The organism is Oerskovia sp. 140933, from assembly GCF_059651515.1.
The window spans coordinates 1-17,754 of record NZ_JAMXIO010000010.1; the positions used below are offsets into that span (position 1 = coordinate 1).

The 17,754-nt window shown below is 73.3% G+C and carries 13 protein-coding genes; 3 read left to right on the plus strand and 10 right to left on the minus strand.

Features of this window, described 5'->3' with window-relative positions; genetic code table 11:
* Positions 1–39: 39 nt before the first annotated feature.
* On the minus strand, positions 40–1,134 hold the full coding sequence (locus tag NHG27_RS07305; RefSeq protein ID WP_497015497.1) for a Gfo/Idh/MocA family protein: 1,095 nt from the start codon (positions 1,132–1,134) through the stop codon (positions 40–42).
* A 162-nt stretch (positions 1,135–1,296) separates the two neighbouring features.
* The gene (locus tag NHG27_RS07310) at positions 1,297–2,331 is read right to left on the minus strand and encodes a Gfo/Idh/MocA family protein (RefSeq protein ID WP_497015499.1); all 1,035 of its coding nucleotides are present in this window, start codon (positions 2,329–2,331) and stop codon (positions 1,297–1,299) included.
* A 166-nt stretch (positions 2,332–2,497) separates the two neighbouring features.
* Here NHG27_RS07310 and NHG27_RS07315 point away from each other — a divergent pair, with 166 nt between their 5' ends.
* A complete protein-coding gene (locus NHG27_RS07315; RefSeq protein WP_193718097.1) occupies positions 2,498–3,286 on the plus strand; it encodes an ABC transporter ATP-binding protein in 789 nt (262 codons plus the stop codon).
* Positions 3,286–5,868, plus strand: a complete 2,583-nt coding sequence (locus NHG27_RS07320; RefSeq protein ID WP_497015501.1) for an ABC transporter permease — start codon at positions 3,286–3,288, stop codon at positions 5,866–5,868. Before NHG27_RS07315 ends, NHG27_RS07320 begins: the two co-directional genes overlap by 1 nt.
* A 65-nt stretch (positions 5,869–5,933) precedes the next feature.
* Here NHG27_RS07320 and NHG27_RS07325 read toward each other — a convergent pair whose 3' ends face one another.
* Both NHG27_RS07325 and NHG27_RS07330 read right to left on the minus strand, forming a co-directional pair.
* Positions 5,934–7,304 carry an MFS transporter gene (locus NHG27_RS07325; protein ID WP_497015503.1) on the minus strand — a complete coding sequence of 457 codons (1,371 nt, stop codon included), beginning with the start codon at positions 7,302–7,304 and terminating at the stop codon, positions 5,934–5,936.
* Position 7,305: 1 nt separating this feature from the next.
* On the minus strand, positions 7,306–7,833 hold the full coding sequence (locus tag NHG27_RS07330) for a MarR family winged helix-turn-helix transcriptional regulator (protein ID WP_497015504.1): 528 nt from the start codon (positions 7,831–7,833) through the stop codon (positions 7,306–7,308).
* A gap of 155 nt (positions 7,834–7,988) precedes the next feature.
* Between NHG27_RS07330 and NHG27_RS07335 the strand changes: the two genes are divergently transcribed.
* Positions 7,989–9,134 (plus strand): glycerol dehydrogenase, encoded by a 1,146-nt coding sequence (locus NHG27_RS07335; RefSeq protein ID WP_497015506.1) that lies wholly within the window; start codon positions 7,989–7,991, stop codon positions 9,132–9,134.
* Positions 9,135–9,228: 94 nt separating this feature from the next.
* Here NHG27_RS07335 and topA read toward each other — a convergent pair whose 3' ends face one another.
* From topA to NHG27_RS07365, 6 genes are all read right to left on the minus strand, one after another.
* The gene (gene topA, locus NHG27_RS07340) at positions 9,229–12,066 is read right to left on the minus strand and encodes a type I DNA topoisomerase (protein ID WP_497015508.1); all 2,838 of its coding nucleotides are present in this window, start codon (positions 12,064–12,066) and stop codon (positions 9,229–9,231) included.
* Positions 12,067–12,258: 192 nt separating this feature from the next.
* Positions 12,259–13,260 carry a phosphatase PAP2 family protein gene (locus NHG27_RS07345; RefSeq protein WP_321575180.1) on the minus strand — a complete coding sequence of 334 codons (1,002 nt, stop codon included), beginning with the start codon at positions 13,258–13,260 and terminating at the stop codon, positions 12,259–12,261.
* 81 nt (positions 13,261–13,341) lie between these two features.
* Positions 13,342–14,430 carry an ABC transporter ATP-binding protein gene (locus NHG27_RS07350; RefSeq protein ID WP_497015510.1) on the minus strand — a complete coding sequence of 363 codons (1,089 nt, stop codon included), beginning with the start codon at positions 14,428–14,430 and terminating at the stop codon, positions 13,342–13,344.
* Positions 14,427–15,626 (minus strand): ABC transporter permease, encoded by a 1,200-nt coding sequence (locus tag NHG27_RS07355; RefSeq protein ID WP_497015512.1) that lies wholly within the window; start codon positions 15,624–15,626, stop codon positions 14,427–14,429. The genes NHG27_RS07350 and NHG27_RS07355 overlap by 4 nt, the downstream gene beginning before the upstream one ends.
* Positions 15,627–15,630: 4 nt before the next feature.
* On the minus strand, positions 15,631–16,611 hold the full coding sequence (locus tag NHG27_RS07360) for an ABC transporter permease (RefSeq protein ID WP_377618377.1): 981 nt from the start codon (positions 16,609–16,611) through the stop codon (positions 15,631–15,633).
* A complete protein-coding gene (locus tag NHG27_RS07365) occupies positions 16,608–17,678 on the minus strand; it encodes an ABC transporter ATP-binding protein (protein WP_497015514.1) in 1,071 nt (356 codons plus the stop codon). Before NHG27_RS07365 ends, NHG27_RS07360 begins: the two co-directional genes overlap by 4 nt.
* Positions 17,679–17,754: the final 76 nt, after the last annotated feature.

Sequence of the window (17,754 nt, forward strand, 5' to 3'; positions counted from 1 at the left end):
CACGTCAGAACGACCGCAACCCCGTTCTCGGCACCCGGGTCACTCGCCCGGGTAGACCACGCCCACCTGACGACGGACCTCGTCCATGGTCCGCATGACCTCGAGCGTGCCCTCCCACGTCATGCGGGGGCTCTCGGTCAGGCCGGCCTCGAGGCAGCGCGCGACCTCGGCCGCCTGGTACTGCTTGCCCTCGCCGCGGAATCCCTCGTAGCGCCACTCGGCGCCGTCGTGGCGGACCACGCGGAACGACGTCGGGGCGTAGAACGTGCCCTCGACCTCGACGCGCCCGGCCGTCCCGGAGATCGCCGCGACGTTGGGCGTCTGCGACCACAGCGTGGTCGACAGCGTGGCCAGGGCCTGCCCGTAGCCGAGCGTCATGCCGAGCTGGCCGTCGACCCCCGTCTCCGTGAGCGCCCCGACCGCGGTGACCGACGACGGCGCCCCCAGGACGTCGTGGGCGAACGACACGGGGTACACGCCCAGGTCGAGCAGTGCGCCGCCTGCGAGCCCGGGCGCGTAGAGCCGGTGCTCGGGGTCGAACGGGAAGTACTGGCCGTGGTCGGCGGTCACGTTGACGATCTCGCCGATCTCGCCGCGCGCGATCACTCCCCGCAGGGCCGCGACGTGCGGCAGGAAGCGCGTCCACATGGCCTCCATGACGAACACGCCCGCGGCCCGCGCGGCGTCGAGGATCTCGCGCGCCTCGGCCTCGTTGCGCGTGAACGCCTTCTCGACCAGGACGTGCTTGCCCGCGGCGATCGCCAGCAGCGCGTGGTCGCGGTGGTGCGAGTGGGGCGTCGCGACGTACACGACGTCGACCTGGGGGTCCTCGACGAGGTCGGTGTAGTCGGTGTGTGTCGTGTGGATGCCGTGCTCGGTCGCGAAGTGCTCGGCCCGGGCGCGGTCGCGCGAGCCCACGGCCACCACGCGGGCGCGCGTGTGGTCGCGCACGGCCTCGGCGAACGAGCCCGCGATGTTGCCGGCGCCGAGGATGCCCCAGCGCACGGGGGGCGCCGTCCGAGGATCGGGCACGACGCCGGAGATCACCTCGGGGAGGTCGGCGGCGGTCGCTGCGAGACGGGGCAGGGAGTCGGGGCGGTCGGTCGGTGCCGCGGTGCGGGCGTCGTTGCTCATGGGCTCACGCTATCCCCGTGAGAGCGCTACCACGGGTCATTGCCCGAGGTGTGGTCGCAGGACGCGACCAGGTGGCGCGCTCTCGAACCCCTCGATCGAGGTCGTCCCGCCCGCCAGGACGACCTCGCCCCGTCCTCGACCCCGCCCTCGGCCCGCGACCGTTCACTCGCCCGGGTACACGACCCCGAGCTGCGCCCGTGCCGCGTCCATGACCCGCATCAGGTCCAACGTGTCCTGCCACGTCATGCGCGGGCTCTCCGGCACGCCGGCCGCGACGCACCGTGCGACCTCCGCGGCCTCGTACTGCTTGCCCGCCGGCACGAACCCGTCGTACTCGCGCCGCGCCCCGTCGGCCCACACCACGCTGAACGCCGTGGGCACCATGAACCGGTCCGCGACCTCGATCCGGCCCCCCGTACCCGCGACCACGAGCGACGTCGCGGACCGCGCCAGGACCGACGAGGACAACGTCGCCGTCGCCCTGTCCCCGTACCGCAGCACCACGGTCGACTGGGCGTCCACCCCGGTCGGAGCCAGCAGACCGACCGCCGTGACGGCGTCGGGCACGCCCAGGAGGTCCATGGCGAACGCGAGCGGGTAGACCCCGATGTCGAGCAGCGCCCCACCCGCGAGCTCGGGCGCGAAGAGCCGGTGCGACGGGTCGTACGCCGCGGCGGACCCGTAGCCCGCCGTGACCGACCTGACCTCCCCGACCTCGCCCTGCGCGATCAGCGCCCGGATCGCCGCCACGTGCGGCAGGTGCCGCGTGAGCATGGCCTCCATGACGAACACGCCCGCGGCCCGCGCCGCGTCGAACACCTCGCGGGCCTCGGCCTCGTTGCGCGTGAACGCCTTCTCGACCAGGACGTGCCGGCCAGCGGCGATCGCCAGCAGCGCGTGGTCACGGTGGTGCGAGTGCGGAGTCGCGACGTACACGACGTCCACGTCGGGGTCGGCGACCAGCGCCTCGTACGAGCCGTGCACGGCCGCCGAGGGGGCGTGCCGCTGCACGAAGTCCCGCGCACGGTGCTCGTCCCTCGACCCCACGGCCGCCACGTGCCCCTGGGTGAAGGCCCGCACCTCGTCCGCGAAGTCCGCCGCGATCCTGCCCGCGCCGAGGATCCCCCAGCGCACTGGCGGGGCGTCCCCCGGGGAGGGCACGGCGTCGAGCACGTTCACCACGGCGTGAGAGACCATGCCTCCACGCTACTGCCGACCGCTGGTCCCGCGGCCGGGCGCGGCCCGCGGGCGGCCGCACAGGGCCGACGCGCGCGGCCCGCGGGCTGCCGCACCGGGCCGACGTGTCGCACGTCGTGCCCGTCCGGGGTCAGGATGGAGACTCGTCGACCGAAGGGGGCCTCCGATGGAGCCCACGGCTTCCCCGACCAGCCCGCCCGGGTCCGCCCGGCCGGGGGACGCGCCTCCCGGGGCTGCGGCGTGGGCCCGCGGCCTGGTCAAGACGTACGGCCAGGGCGAGACGGCCGTCCGCGCGCTCGACGGCGTCGACGTCGACTTCCGGTCGGCCGAGCTCACCGCGATCATGGGCCCCTCGGGCTCGGGCAAGTCGACGCTCATGCACTGCCTGGCCGGGCTCGACGCGCCCACGTCGGGCAGCGTCGTGATCGGCGGGACCGAGGTGAGCCGGCTGTCGCAGCGCCGTCTCACGGCCCTGCGGCGGACCCGGATCGGGTTCGTGTTCCAGTCGTACAACCTGGTTCCGACGCTCACGGCCGCGGAGAACATCACGCTCCCGCTCGACATCGCCCGGGTCCCGGTGGACCGGGCCTGGTTCGAGGAGGTCGTGTCCGCGGTGGGCCTGGGCGACCGCCTGCACCACCGGCCGTCCGAGCTCTCGGGCGGGCAGCAGCAGCGGGTCGCGTGCGCGCGGGCCCTGGTGTCGCGGCCGTCGGTCGTGTTCGCCGACGAGCCCACGGGCAACCTGGACTCGCGCTCGTCCGCCGAGGTCCTGGGCTTCCTGCGGCGCTCGGTCGACGAGCTGGGGCAGACGGTCGTCATGGTCACGCACGACCCGCGCGCGGCCTCGTACGCGCACCGCGTCCTGTTCCTGACCGACGGGCGGATCACGGCCGACCTCTCCGCACCGACGAGACGCGACATCCTCGACGCGCTCGGGCAGGCGGAGGAGGACTGATGCTGCGGGTCGCGCTGCGCGGGGTCCGGGCGCACCTGGTCCGCTTCCTGCTGTCGACTCTCGCGGTCATGCTCGGCGTCGCGTTCGTCGTGGGGACGTTCACGTTCCGCGCGATGCTGTCCTCGACGTTCGACGAGATCATCGCGACCACGCTCGTCGCCGACGTCTACGTGCGCGGCGCGGAGGAGATCGACGACACGACGAGCGCGGGCACCTCGTTCGGGACGCCCCACAGCCCTGTCCCGGTCACGCTCGCGGACACGGTCGCGGGGGTCGACGGCGTCGCGCGCGCCGTGCCCGACGCGTCGGGTCCGATCGTCCTGGTCGCGGCCGACGGCACGGCCGTCACGACGTCGGGCCCCCCGAGCATCGGGATCGCGGTGGGCCCCGACGAGCCGACCGTGACCCTCGCGAGCGGCGCCTGGCCCGTGGGCGGCGCGCAGATCGCCCTGGAGGAGAGCGCCGCGTCCGCCGCGGGCCTGACGACGGGCGACACGACGACCGTGGTCCTCGCGGGCGCCCCGCAGCCCGTCGCGGTCACGGGGATCTTCGCGATCGAGGCCGCCGCGGCGGGCACCATCCTGGTGGGGCTCGACCCCGCGACCGCGCTCGCGACCTACGCGCCGGACGGCACGGTCCCCACGATCTCCGTCTACGCCGAGGGGGACGTGTCCGAGCAGGACCTCGCCGAGCGCGTCGCGCGGGTCCTCCCGGCCGGCACCGAGTCCGTCACGGGCGAGGCCGTGCGCGAGGAGGCCCGCCAGGGGGTCGAGGAGATCCTCGGGTTCATCGAGACGTTCCTGCTCGTCTTCGCGGCGATCGCGCTGTTCGTCGGTGCGTTCATCATCGCCAACACGTTCGCGATGTCCGTGCGCGAGCGTCAGCGCGAGTTCGCGCTGCTGCGGGCGCTCGGCGCCTCGCCCGCGCAGGTGTTCGCGTCGATCGTGGCACAGGCCGTCGCGGTGGGGCTGCTGGGCGCGGCCACGGGCGTGGTCCTGGGACGGGTCCTGGTCAGCGGGCTGCGCGCGGTGTTCGGCTCGACGGGCATGGAGCTCTCGGGGCGGGTGCCCCTGAGCGCGACGTCGGTCGTGGTAGCGATCTCGCTGGGCGTCCTGGTGAGCGTGATCGCGGCCGCGGTCCCGGGCCGCCACGCGGCCCTCACCCCGCCGGTCCAGGCCATGCACGACGACGTCGCACCGGACCGCGGGACCGGCACCCGGGCGGTGGTCGGGCTCGTACTGGTGGTGGTCGGCGCCGGCCTGCTCGTGCTGGCCTCGCGGCTCGGCAGCTCGGCGTCGGCCGACCCGACCGGGTGGGCTCCGGTCGACGACCTCGACCCCCGCGTCGTGCTCGCGGTCGGCGCGGGCGCGGTCCTCGTGGGGGTCCTGGTGCTGTCCCCCGCGATCGCGGGGGCCGTCATCACGGTGCTCGCGGTCCCGGCCGTCGCCGCGATCCGCCCGCTCGGGCGCCTGGCCCGCGGCAACGTCACGCGCAGCCCGCGACGCACCTCCAACACGGCCGGTGCGCTCCTGATCGGGATGGCGCTCGTGAGCGCGACCGGGGTCATCGCGGCCTCGACGCAGGCCTCGGTCCGGTCGATCGTCGACGAGCAGATGCGGGCCGACTACGTGGTCCAGGCCGCAGCCGCCACGGGCGCGCTCCCGCCAGGGGTCACCGATGCCGTGACCGGGCTCCCCGCCGTCGGGCAGGCGCTCGCGCTGCAGCTCGGGACCCTCGACGTGGACGGCCAGGCCAGCGGCGCCACGGTCGTGCCGCCCGGGTTCTTCACCGAGGCCCTCGACGCGCCCGTGGTCGAGGGCGACCCCGACCGGGCGCTCGACGACGGTCAGGCCGTGGTCCGTCGGGCCGCGGCCCGTGACCACGGCTGGGAGGTCGGCGACGCGCTCACCCTCACGAGCGACGACGGCGCACGCACCGTGGAGGTGCGCGTCGGGGCCGTCGTCGACACCCAGGTCATCTCGTCCGACGTGGTGCTCGCCGACGCGACGTACGCGAGCGTGGGCGCACCCGAGATCCCGACGTGGGCGATCTACGTCACGGCCGCTCCCGGCACCACGACCGCCGAGCTGCGCGATGCGCTCACCGACGCCGTCAAGCCCTTCCTCGTGGTCTCGGTCCTGGACCGCGAGGAGCTCGCGAACGCGGCCGCGGCCCAGGTCGACCAGGTCCTCGTGATCCTCTACGCGCTGCTCGGGCTGTCGATCGTCATCGCCCTCCTGGGCATCGTCAACACGCTCGCGCTGTCCATCATCGAGCGCACGCGCGAGATCGGGCTGCTGCGTGCGGTGGGCCTCGGGCGCCTCCAGCTCGCGGGCATCATCACGATCGAGTCCGTGCTGACCGCGGTCTACGGGACCGTGCTGGGTGTGATCACGGGCATCGCGATCGCGGCGGCCCTGCCGGGGGTGCTCGCCGAGCAGGGGCTCACGAGCCTCGCGATCCCCTGGGGGCAGGTGCTCGCGGTGCTGGGGCTCGCGGTCGTGATCGGGCTCGTGGCGAGCGTGTGGCCGGGCATCCGGGCCTCGCGCCTGCCGGTCCTGGAGGCCGTCACGGTCGACTGACGCGCCCTGCGCCCCGGCGCTCGGGGGCCCGGCTCGCGCGTCGGGACACCGTCACGTCCACGTCGCTACCGCGCCTCGACGGGCGACTGCGTGACGGCCGGGTTCCGGTAGCGACGCAGGGGCACGTTGCGCCACGCGACCAGCCCGACGGCGACGCTCGCCGCGAGACCGCCCGCCACCAGGGCGACGGGCGCCGAGGTCAACGCCGCGAGGACCCCGCCGCGGAAGTTGCCCACCTCGGGGCCCGCGACCCCCACGACGTGCTCGACCGAGGACACTCGGCCGCGGAACTCGTCGGGAGTCTCGAGCTGGACGAGCGCGCCGCGCGTCACGACCGACACCGTGTCCGCCGCCCCCGCGACCGCGAGGCACGCGAGCGCGAGCCACAGCGGTCCGGCCAGCCCGAAGCCCGCGAGCGCGACTCCCCACGTCGCGGCGGCGGCGAGCTGCAGCGCGCCCGACCGCGGCGCGCGCGTGACCGCACCGGACAGCAGCCCGGCACCGATCCCGCCCACCGCGACCGCCGAGAGGAACAGCCCGAGGGTCCGCGGGTCGCCGTCGAACCGGATCTCGTTGACGAGCGGGAACAAGGAGACGGGCATCGCGAGCACGGTCGCCGCGACGTCCGTCGCGAACGAGCCCCGCAGGGTCGGCCGCTTCCAGACGATCGACCAGCCGCCCGCCGCAGCCCGACGACGACCGGGCCGTCCGTGGTCCGCCGGTCCGCCGCCCGGCACCTCGACGGGCGTAGGCACAGGCGCAGGCACAGGCGCGGGTGCGGGTGCGGCGTCCGACGCGGGCGGCGCGGGCGGCGCGGGCGGCGCGGGATGCGTGGGCACCGGCGGGAGCGGCGGCAGCCGCACCAGCCCGAGCAGGGCGACCACGGCCGCCGCCACCTGCACGCCGTAGGCGGCCGCGAGGTCCCAGCGCGCGACGACGAGGCCTGCCAGCGCCGGCCCGACGAGCATGGCGACCTGGAACGCGAGGTTCTGCAGCGCGAGCCCGGCCGCGACCTGGTCGGCGGGCAGGAGGCGCGGCGGCACCGTCCGGCGCGCGGGCGAGCCCAGCGCGTTGCACGCCGCACCGAGGCTCACGAGACCGAGCAGCACCCACACGGACCGGTTGCCCGCGAGCGCCTGCGCGGCGAGGCCCACCGCGGAGAGCACCTGGCCGGCCGACGCGAGGCGCATGATCGTGCGGCGGTCGTGCACGTCGGCGAGGTGCCCGCCGACGAGGCCGAGGGCGAGCAGGGGCACGGCGGTCGCGAGGCCGATCGCACCGGTCCACACCGGGCTGCGCGTGAGCTCCCACACCTGCAGCAGCACCGCGACCGTGGCCACCTGGAAGCCGAGGCCGCCGACGGCCGAGCCTGCCCACAGGTCGCGATAGGCGGCACTGGTGCGCAGCGGGCGCAGGTCGAGGAGGTCGTCGCGCACGTCAGGGAGTCTCGGGTCCCGGCGTGCCGGGCGTCTGCACCGGGTGGCCCGCGGCGTCGAGCCGCTCGACGAGCCGGGCGCGCAGGGACCTGCTCGCGAGGACGCGTTCGAGGTCGGCGACGACGGCGCTCAGCGCGTACGGCAGCTCGTCGTCGATCTCGGCGATCGACTCCTCGGTCGCGCGCCACTCGGCCTCGAGGAGAGGGACGAGCGCACGAGCCTTGTCGGTGAGCGCGACGCGGCGCGTGCGGGCGTCCTCGCCGGACTCGGTCTGCACGAGTCCTTCGCTGCGCATCGCGGTCACGGTCTGGCTCATGGCCGAGTGCGTGCGGCCCAGCGACGCGGCGAGCTCGCGGATGGTCAGCGGCCCGGTGTGGGCGAGTCGGATGAGCGGGTAGACGAAGCGCGGTCGCACGCCGTCGACCCCGCGGTCGGTGTAGACGGTGCCGATCTCGTCGTCGAGCCGGCGCAGCAGGGCGTGCAGGGAGTCCCAGCGTCCGGGGACGGCGGTCGGGTCGATGGATGTCACAGCACTGTTATAACAGCACTCATACAAACCTGTCGAGGCAGTGCTCCGACAGGCGGTGGACCGCTCCTCGACATAGCGTCGAGGAGTCGACGGTCCGCCGGAGCGAACCTCCACGCGCGGCCGCGACGTCCCTGTCCCTACCCGAGGAGGTCCCCATGTCCGAGGTCCCGATCCGCACCCTCATCAGCCCCCTGCGCTACGTGCAGTCGCGCGGCGCGCTGTCCCGGCTCGGTGAGTTCGTGGCCCCGATCGGCACCAAGCCGCTGATCGTCGCCGACGACGTGGTCTGGGACATCGTCCAGGACACCGTCGCCGAGTCCTTCCAGGCCGCGAACCTGCCGCGAGCGCGTGAGGGCTTCGGCACCTACGCGACGGCGGCCGAGGTCGACCGGCTGGCCCGGCGCATCCGCGAGACCGGCTCCGACGTGATCGTCGGGATCGGGGGCGGCAGCACGATCGACGCCGTCAAGGCCGCCGGGCACCTCGAGGGGATTCGCTGGGTCTCCGTACCGACCGTGGCATCGACCGACGCGCCGTGCTCCGCCCTGTCCGTCATCTACACCGACGAGGGCGCGTTCGAGGAGTACCGGTTCTTCCCGCACAACCCCGACCTGGTGCTCGTCGACACCCAGCTCGTGGCCGACGCGCCGGTCAGGTTCCTCGTCGCGGGCATCGGTGACGCGCTCGCCACCTGGATCGAGGCGCGCGCCGTGGCGCAGGCCCACAAGACGACCATGGCGGGCGGACTGCCGCTCATCACGGGCACCGCGCTCGCCGAGCTCTCGTGGAAGATCCTGTGGGAGAACTCGCTCGCGGCGATCGAGGCCGTCAAGGAGCACCTGGTCACGCCCGCGGTCGACGCCGTGGTCGAGGCCAACACCCTCCTGTCCGGGCTGGGCTTCGAGTCGGGCGGTCTCGCGGCGGCCCACGCGATCCACAACGGGCTCACGGCCGCGCCGCAGACCCACGGGCTCACGCACGGCCAGAAGGTCAACATCGGGTCCCTGACCCAGCTCGTGCTCGAGGGCGCACCGTCGCAGGAGATCCGCGACTTCGTCGAGTTCACGACGCGCGTCGGGCTGCCCAACACGCTGACCGAGATCGGGCTCACGACGGCCGACGTGGGCGACCTGCGCCGGGTGGCCGAGGCCGCGACGGCACCGGGAGAGACCATCCACGCCATGCCGTTCGAGGTCCGCGTGCCCGAGCTCGTCGACGCGCTGCGCTCGATCGAGGGCCTGTCGCGCTCGATCCGGGCGGACGCCGGGCTGCCCGAGCCGGTCAAGCACACGCACCACTGAGGACGCGAACGTCGAGGCCCCGGCCTGCTCCCTCCAGGGGCAGGCCGGGGCTTTCGACGTGCGCGGGCCCGGCACGGTCCGCCGGCAGCGACCGCTACTTCTTCTCGGCCGTCGCCTTCTTGGCCGGCGCCTTCTTCGCGGCGGGCTTCTTGGCGGGGGCCTTCTTGGCCGGGGCCTTCTTCTTCGCCGGGCCCGCCGCGCGCTTCTCCGCGAGGAGCTCGATGGCCTGCTCGGGCGTGATCGACTCGGGCGTCACGTCGCGCGGCAGCGTCCGGTTGGTCTCGCCGTCGGTCACGTAGGCGCCGAAGCGGCCGTCCTTGATCACGATGGGCTTGCCCGACGTCGGGTCGTCGCCCAGCTCGCGCAGCGGCGGCGTGGCGGTCGTGCCACGACCGCGCTTGGGCTGCTTGTACAGCTCGAGCGCCTCCTCGAGCGTCACCGTGAACATGGCCTCCTCCGACGGGAGGGTGCGCGAGTCCGTGCCCTTCTTGAGGTACGGACCGTAGCGGCCGTTCTGCGCGGTGATCTCGACGCCCGTCTCCGGGTCCGTGCCCACGACGCGCGGCAGGGACAGCAGGCGCAGCGCGTCCTCGAGCGTCACCGACTCGAGCGACATGGTCTTGAGGAGCGACGCCGTGCGCGGCTTGGGCAGCGCGGCCTTGGCCTTCTTGAGGGCGGCCGCCGAGAGCCCCTCGTCGAACGTGGGTTCGGGGAGCTGCTCGGTCACGTAGGGGCCGTAGCGTCCCGCACGGGCCACGATCGGGTGCCCCGACCCGGGATCCGTCCCCAGGATCCGGCCGTCGTCGGCCCCCGCGGCGAGGAGCTCGCGCGCCTTCTCGACCGTGAGCTCGTCGGGGGCGAGGTCGTCCGGGACCGAGGCGCGCGGAGGGTTCTCCCCCTCCTTCACCGGCACCGAGAGATCCTCGACGTAGGGTCCGTAGCGCCCCACCCGGAGCTGGATGCCCTCGCCGACCGGCACCGAGTTGATGTCCCGCGCGTCGATCTCGCCCAGGTCGTCGACGAGCTGACGCAGCCCCTCGCCCTCCTCGCGGCCCGTGCCGTCACCGAAGTAGAACCGGGTCAGCCACGCGACGCGGTCCTTGTCGCCCGCCGCGATCGCGTCGAGGTCCGCCTCCATCTCCGCGGTGAAGTCGTAGTCGATGAGCCACTCGAAGTGCTCCTCGAGCAGGCGGATCACGGCGAACGCGACCCAGCTCGGGACGAGCGCCTGGCCGCGCGGCAGCACGTAGCCGCGGTCCTGGATGGTCGAGATCGTCGACGCGTAGGTGGACGGGCGGCCGATCCCGCGCTCCTCGAGAGCCTTGATGAGACTGGCCTCGGTGTAGCGCGGCGGTGCCGACGTCGAGTGCCCGTCGGCCGTGAGGTCACGGCCGTGGAGCAGGTCGCCCTCGGCCATCTGCGGCAGGCGGGCGTCCTCGTCGTTGCGACGACGCCCCGACTTCGCGGGCGTGCCCTCGGCGGACTCGCTCGCGTCGTCGGTGCCCTCCTCGTACGCGGCGAGGAAGCCGCGGAACGTGATGACCGTGCCGGATGCCGCGAACACGGCCTCGGGGGCCGGGCCGCCCGGCTCGTACGTCGTCCCGGCCAGCGGTGCCACGGCCTGGAGGCGGACGGGGGCCGCCAGCCGGACCGACGCCGTCGAGCCCTTGGCGTCCGCCATCTGCGAGGCGACCGTGCGCTTCCAGATGAGCTCGTACAGCTTGAACTGGTCGCCGCTGATCTCCCGGGCCACCTGGGCCGGGGTGCGGAACGAGTCGCCCGCGGGGCGGATGGCCTCGTGGGCCTCCTGGGCGCCCTTCGACTTCGAGGCGTACACGCGCGGCGAGCCGGGCACGAACTCCGGCCCGTACAGCTCCGCGGCCTGGCGGCGCGCGGCGTCCGTGGCCTCGGCCGACAGCGACGGGGAGTCCGTACGCATGTAGGTGATGTACCCGTTCTCGTACAGCGCCTGCGCGGTGCGCATGGTCTGCCGCGAGTTGAAGCGGAGCTTGCGGCTCGCCTCCTGCTGGAGGGTCGAGGTCGTGAACGGCGCCGCGGGGCGACGCGTGTACGGCTTGGTCTCGAGGCTGCGGACCGCGAAGTCGGCCCCCTCGAGCCCACCGACCACGGCCGAGGCCACCTGCTCGTCGAGCTGGACCGCGCCGTCGCGGGCCGCGGCGGGCTTGAGCCGGCCGCGGTCGTCGAAGTCGCGGCCCGAGGCCACGCGCTTGCCGCCGAGCTGGACCAGGCGCGCGTCGAAGCCCTTGTCGGCGTCCTGCGCCCCCTTGTCGGCGAGCGAGAACGTGCCGGACACGTCCCAGTACTCGGCCGGGACGAACGCCATGCGCTCGCGCTCGCGCTCGACGACCAGCCGGGTCGCGACCGACTGGACACGGCCTGCGGACAGGCCCTGGCGGACCTTGCGCCACAGCACCGGCGAGACCTCGTAGCCGTAGAGGCGGTCGAGGATGCGGCGCGTCTCCTGCGCGTCGACCAGGTGCTCGTCGAGGTCGCGCGTGTTCTCCAGAGCCCGCTCGATCGCCTCGCGCGTGATCTCGTGGAAGACCATGCGGTGCACGGGCACCTTGGGCTTGAGCTCCTCGAGCAGGTGCCACGCGATGGCCTCGCCCTCGCGGTCCTCGTCGGTCGCGAGGTAGAGCTCGTCGGCGTTCTTCAGGGCGCGCTTGAGCTCCGCGACCTTCTTCCTCTTGTCCGCGTAGACCTCGTAGTACGGCTCGAAGCCCTCGTCGACGTTGACCGCGAACTTGCCGAACGGGCCCTTCTTCATGTCCGCGGGCAGCTCGGACGGCTGCGGGAGGTCGCGGATGTGCCCCACGCTCGACTCCACCTCGAAGTCGTCACCGAGGTAGCCCTGGATCTTGCGTGCCTTCGTGGGGGACTCCACGATGACGAGCTTGCGACCTGAGGACATCCGTTCCTGCTTTCCGTTGCTGCTGACTGTGGCTCGTGCCCGGGGCGGTCCCCGGGTGGGCCGAGAGATCACCGGGTCGGCCGAGAGGTGTGACGTGTGCGCGGGGCGTCGGGCACGGCGTGCGCCCTGGATCCCGCAGACCTGTTCCCACCGGCAGCCTATGACGTTACGCCACTCGCGCCGGGCGGCACCTTATCCGCTGTGGACGGCCCGCGGGGTCGACGGGCCGTGGACGAGCCGTGCCGGCCGGGACGTGGCCTGCCTCAGCAGGAGCAGCACCGCGAACGACACCGACGTCACGGCGACGACTCCCAGCGCGCCGCCCACGTAGGCCGTGGTCTCCGCGACGTCCGTCATGTCCCAGCTCGCGGGGTGCACCTCGCGCAGGCACCACGCCGCCCCGAGCGCGGCCGCGGCGCCGCCGAGGATCATGAGGACGGCCAGGACGACCGACCCCGGGTACCCGCTCCCCCGCCCGGCGGGCAGCTCGTCGAGCGCGCTGGACGGCGTGAGCGCGAGGGCGAGCGCGGCCCAGGCCGTCACGACGAGGACCGCCGCGACCACGTCGCTCGGCCGGTGCCAGTGCCCGACCAGGGTCGAGACGCCCGTCGCGACCGTGTACGTCCCGCCGAGCACCGCCACGGCCGGGCGCGCGGCCCGCGGGACGGCGAGGAGCAGCGCGACCGCGACCGACGCCGCGACCGTGGTGTGCCCGCTGGGCAGCGTGTTCCCCACGCCCCAGCCGCCGATCAGGTCCGGCCGGTCGAGCACGGCCTTCTTGAGGAACTGCGTCGTGATGTTGGACCCGACCACGACGAACGCCACCTGGACGGCGAGCCCCCAGCGCCGCCGCAGCAGCGCGATGCCCATCGCGATCCCCAGGCCCAGCACGACGAAGCTCACCGAGACGACGTCGAGCACGGGCTCCGCGACCGCCCACAGCGTGCCCCGCCCGTAGTCGGAGCCGCGCAGCGCCGCCTGGTCCAGGTGCTGGCCCTGCTCGGTCGCGACGAAGTACCGCCAGACCTGCCACACCAGGACCGCGGAGACGAGGGCCGTGACGCTCGCCGCGACCCTGGCTCCCACGTTCGTCGCCCCGAGGTCCGGCGAGTGCCGGGGACCACCGGCTGCGCCTCGCGGCGAGGCGGGTGGCCGGACGTGCGGCGGGGGCGACGCGGCGGGAGGAGAAGTCACCCGTCCACCGTAGGTCACGGCGTGTGGGGATCCGGCGAAGAGAACGGGCAGGTCAGCGCGTGGCGGTGGGCGGTCCTCGCGTCATCCGCGCAGCTCGGTCGGCACCTCCCCGTGCCCCTCGTGCAGGAGGCAGGCGACCGACCGGCCCGGCTCCCCGACGCCGGGCAGCCCCAGGGACGTGGGGCCCAGCGCGGGGTGGACCTCGGCGCACGCGTCCATGACGTGCGCGCAGCGCGGCCGGAACGGGCACCCGCTCGGGAGCGCCTGGAGGTCGGGCGGGGACCCGGGGATGCCGACGAGAGGCCGCTTGGGACCGTGCAGGGGCGGGAACGAGTTGAGCAGCCCGTGCGTGTACGGGTGGCGGGGACGCCGGTACACGTCGCTCGCCGAGGCCTGCTCGACGATCTCGCCCGCGTACATGATCGCGATGCGGTCGGCGACCTCGATGAGCAGCGAGACGTCGTGCGTGATGAACACGACCGAGAAGCCCAGGCGGTCGCGCAGCTCGATGATCTGCTCGACGATCTGGCGCTGCATCACGACGTCGAGCGCGGTCGTGGGCTCGTCCATGATGAGGACCTTGGGCTCGAGCGCGAGCGCCATCGCGATCATGACGCGCTGGCGCATGCCGCCCGAGAGCTGGTGCGGGTACGCCGAGATGCGGTCCGTCGCGATCCCGACCATCGACAGCAGCTCGGCGGCCCGCTCGTTGCGGTCGAACCGCGACATGTCCGGGCGGTGCGCGGCGATCGCGTCGGTGAGCTGCTTGCCGACCCGGTAGACCGGGTTGAGCGAGTTCATGGCGCCCTGGAACACGATGGCCGTGTCCTGCCAGCGCGAGCGCCGGAGCTCCTTGTCGCTCATGCGCAGGAGGTCGACGGGCTCGTCGCCCGTGGCCCCCGTTCCCCCGTGGAACAGGACCTCGCCGCCCGTGATGAGGCCGGGCGGGGGCAGGAGGCGGGTCGCGGCGTACACGAGCGTCGACTTGCCGCAGCCCGACTCGCCCGCGATCCCCAGGACCTCGCCCTCGTGCAGCGTGAGGTTCACGCCGCGCAGGGCGCGCACGGGCTCGGGGCCGTAGCCGTAGGCGACGTGCAGGTCGCGGATCTCGAGCACGGGCCTCCCGGACCCGGCGGGGGCGCCGGGACGGGCGTGGTCGGTGACGGTCATCGGACGTTCTCCTTGCGTGCGGTCGTGCCGTCGGTGTCGCGGTCGTCGTGCGAGGGCCCGGAGGACGTCCCGCCCGGGGTGGGCGTGCTCGCCCCCGTGCCCGACGCCGTCGCACCGGTCGGTGCGGGAGACGCACCCGGGCGCGTGGCGCCGTCGGGCCTGCTGGTGGTCGCGCCTCCCGCTGCCGGCGCTCCCTCGCGGACCACGGCCGTGAAGCCGATGCGCGGCGAGATGCGGCGCTTGCGCAGGGCGCGCGGGCTCGCGCCCGTCGAGCGCAGGCGCGGGTTGACGAACTCGTCGATCCCGAAGTTGATGAGGGTCAGCGCCATGCCGAGCAGCGCGATGCACAGGCCCGCCGGGACGAACCACCACCACGCGCCGCGCGAGAGGGCCTGCTGCTGCTCGGCCCAGAAGAGGATCGTGCCCCAGTTCCAGTCCGAGATGGACGTCACGCCGATGAAGGCCAGCGTCGTCTGCATGAGGATCGCGAACGTCACGGTGCCCACGAAGCTCGACGCCATGATGGCCGTCAGGTTCGGCAGCGTCTCGAACCACACGATGCGCCACGTCGACTCGCCGTTGGCGCGCGCGGCCTCCACGAAGTCGCGGCGACGCAAGGACAGGGTCTGGGCACGCAGGATGCGCGCTCCCCACGCCCAGCTCGTCGCCGCCAGGATGAGCGCGACCGTCAGACCGCCCGCGTCGGGGAGCTGGCCCGCGACGATGATGATGAGAGGCAGCGCCGGGATGACCAGGAAGATGTTGGACAGCGACGAGAGCAGCTCGTCGCTCACACCGCCCAGGAAGCCCGCGCTCACTCCGACGAGGATTGACAGGAGCGTCGCCCCGATGCCCGCGACGAAGCCGACGATCATGACGCCGCGCGTGCCCACGAGGATCTGGGAGAACACGTCCTGGCCCACGTGCGTGGTGCCGAGCCAGTGCGCACCGCTCGGGGGCTGGAGGATGTCCGAGGACATCGCGCTCGGGTCGTAGGGCGCGATCCACGGGCCGATCACCGCGAGGACCGCGAAGAAGCCCAGGATCGCGAGCCCCGTGAAGGACTTGCCGTTGCGCAGGAACAGGAGCTTCTGCTTCTTGCGCGAGCCCTTGCGGCGCACGGGCGCCTCGGGAGCGAGGGGCTCGGCCCCGCTGTCGAGCTGGGCGTGGTCCATCTGGACGGGGATGCCGGTCATCTTCTCAGCCCTCCTGTCGGGTGCGCGGGTCGAGGACCACGTACGCGAGGTCGGCGAGGATGTTCGCCACGAGAACGGACAGCGTGATCATGAGGAAGATGCCCTGCATGAGGGGGTAGTCGTGCGCACCGATCGCCTGCAGGAGCGTGAAGCCCACGCCCTGGTAGGAGAAGACCTTCTCCATGACGAGCGTCCCGGACACGATGAACCCCAGGGACAGCGCGAAGCCCGAGACCTGCGGCAGGATCGCGTTGCGGGCCGCGTAGCCGAACATCACGCGGCGCTCCGAGAGGCCCTTGGCCTGCGCGACGGTGACGTAGTCCTCCGAGGTGACCGTGACGGTCATGTTCCGCATGCCGAGGATCCAGCCCGCGACCGAGGACAGCACGATCGTGATCGCCGGCAGCGTGCCGTGCCGGATCACGGAACCGACGAACTCCCAGCTCCAGCCCGGCACCAGCCCCGGCTGGTAGGCGCCCGACGACGGGAAGATCGGCCACGTCACCGAGAAGAGCATGATCGCGACCAGGCCCAGCCAGAAGTACGGCACCGACGAGAAGAACGTCGTGACCGGCAGGAGGCCGTCGGCCCACGACCCGCGACGCCAGCCGATGACGACGCCCAGGAACGAGCCGAGCAGGAAGCTGATGACCGTCGCGATGCCGACCAGACCGATGGTCCACGGCAGGGCCTGCGCGATGACCTCGCTCACGGTGCTCGGGAAGAGCATGATCGACAGCCCCAGGTCGCCCGAGAAGAGCATCTTCCAGTAGTCGACGTACTGCTCCCAGAGCGAGGCGCCGGAGTCGAGACCGAACAGGACGTAGAGCGACTCGCGGGCCTCGGAGCTGATGCGCCCCTGGTTCTTGTTGATGAAGGACGACACCGGGTCGCCGTCCATCATGCGCGGGATGAAGAAGTTGATCGTGATGGCCGCCCACGCGGTGACCACGTAGAAGACGATGCGTCGCAGGAAGTACTTCATGCCGACACCCCCACGCGTGCGGAGCCGAGCTCGGGGAGCAGGTCGGGATCGTCGACCGCGGACGCCTCCACGTAGCCCCAGCAGGCCACCTGACGACCGTCTCCCACGGGCACCAGTCCGGGGACGGTGCTCCGGCACAGGTCCGTCGCGAACGGGCAGCGCGGGCTGAACCGGCAGCCCGCGGGCGGGCGGACCATCGACGGCGGCTCGCCGTTCGCACCCGTGCGGTCCTGCGCCGCGAGGTTCTCCGGGTCGGGTGCCGAGCGCACCAGGAGCTGGGTGTACGGGTGCGCGGGCTCCTGCGTCACGAGCTCGCTCCCGCCGTGCTCGACGATGCGGCCCGCGTACATGACCCGGGTCTCGTCGGCGAAGTACCGGGCCGAGGCGATGTCGTGCGTGATGTAGAGGATCGCGATGCCGAGCCGGTCGCGCAGGTCCTTGAGGAGGTTGAGGATGCCGATGCGGATCGACACGTCGAGCATCGAGATGGGCTCGTCGGCGAGCAGGACCTCGGGGTCCGCGGCCAGGGCGCGGGCGATCGCGACACGCTGGCGCTGGCCGCCCGAGAGCTCGTGCGGGTACTTGTCGACGTACCGCTCGGGCTGGAGCTGGACCCGGTCGAGCAAGGCCCCCAGGGCGTCCTCGAGGGCCTGCCCGCGCAGCCTCGGCTGGTGGATCCGCAGCGAGCGCGTGAGCGTGTAGCGGATCGTGTGGACCGGGTTGAGCGACCCGAACGGGTCCTGGAAGATCATCTGCACGCGCCGGCAGTACCGGCGGAAGGCGCGGCCGCGGTGCGCGGTCACGGGCTCGCCGTGCAGCAGGATCTCGCCCGACGTCTGCGTGTACAGGCGGGCCATGAGGCGGGCGATGGTGGACTTGCCGGACCCGGACTCCCCCACGAGCGCGACGACCTGGCCGCTGCGCAGAGAGACGTCCACGCCGTCGACCGCGTGCACCACGGCGTTCGAGCGCAGGCCCCGGACGGGGAAGTGCTTGGTGAGCCCGCGGGCCTCGAGGACGGGCGCGTCGGGCGGGGGCGCGAGGGCGCCGTGCGTGTCGGAACTCATGGTGAACCTGACTGCTGGGGGGAACGGGGTGGAGTCAGCGCTGACCAGCTGCTCGTGAGGGGGCGGGGCCGCCGCC

What these genes read in the sequence shown, in the direction of transcription:
- NHG27_RS07335 (WP_497015506.1), top strand. Translation starts at nt 7,989, where the DNA reads ATGTCCGAGGTCCCGATCCGCACCCTCATCAGCCCCCTGCGCTACGTG.
- NHG27_RS07305 (WP_497015497.1), bottom strand. Translation starts at nt 1,134, where the DNA reads ATGAGCAACGACGCCCGCACCGCGGCACCGACCGACCGCCCCGACTCC.
- NHG27_RS07360 (WP_377618377.1), bottom strand. Translation starts at nt 16,611, where the DNA reads ATGAAGTACTTCCTGCGACGCATCGTCTTCTACGTGGTCACCGCGTGG.
- NHG27_RS07320 (WP_497015501.1), top strand. Translation starts at nt 3,286, where the DNA reads ATGCTGCGGGTCGCGCTGCGCGGGGTCCGGGCGCACCTGGTCCGCTTC.
- NHG27_RS07365 (WP_497015514.1), bottom strand. Translation starts at nt 17,678, where the DNA reads ATGAGTTCCGACACGCACGGCGCCCTCGCGCCCCCGCCCGACGCGCCC.
- NHG27_RS07355 (WP_497015512.1), bottom strand. Translation starts at nt 15,626, where the DNA reads ATGACCGGCATCCCCGTCCAGATGGACCACGCCCAGCTCGACAGCGGG.
- topA (WP_497015508.1), bottom strand. Translation starts at nt 12,066, where the DNA reads ATGTCCTCAGGTCGCAAGCTCGTCATCGTGGAGTCCCCCACGAAGGCA.
- NHG27_RS07315 (WP_193718097.1), top strand. Translation starts at nt 2,498, where the DNA reads ATGGAGCCCACGGCTTCCCCGACCAGCCCGCCCGGGTCCGCCCGGCCG.
- NHG27_RS07310 (WP_497015499.1), bottom strand. Translation starts at nt 2,331, where the DNA reads ATGGTCTCTCACGCCGTGGTGAACGTGCTCGACGCCGTGCCCTCCCCG.
- NHG27_RS07350 (WP_497015510.1), bottom strand. Translation starts at nt 14,430, where the DNA reads ATGACCGTCACCGACCACGCCCGTCCCGGCGCCCCCGCCGGGTCCGGG.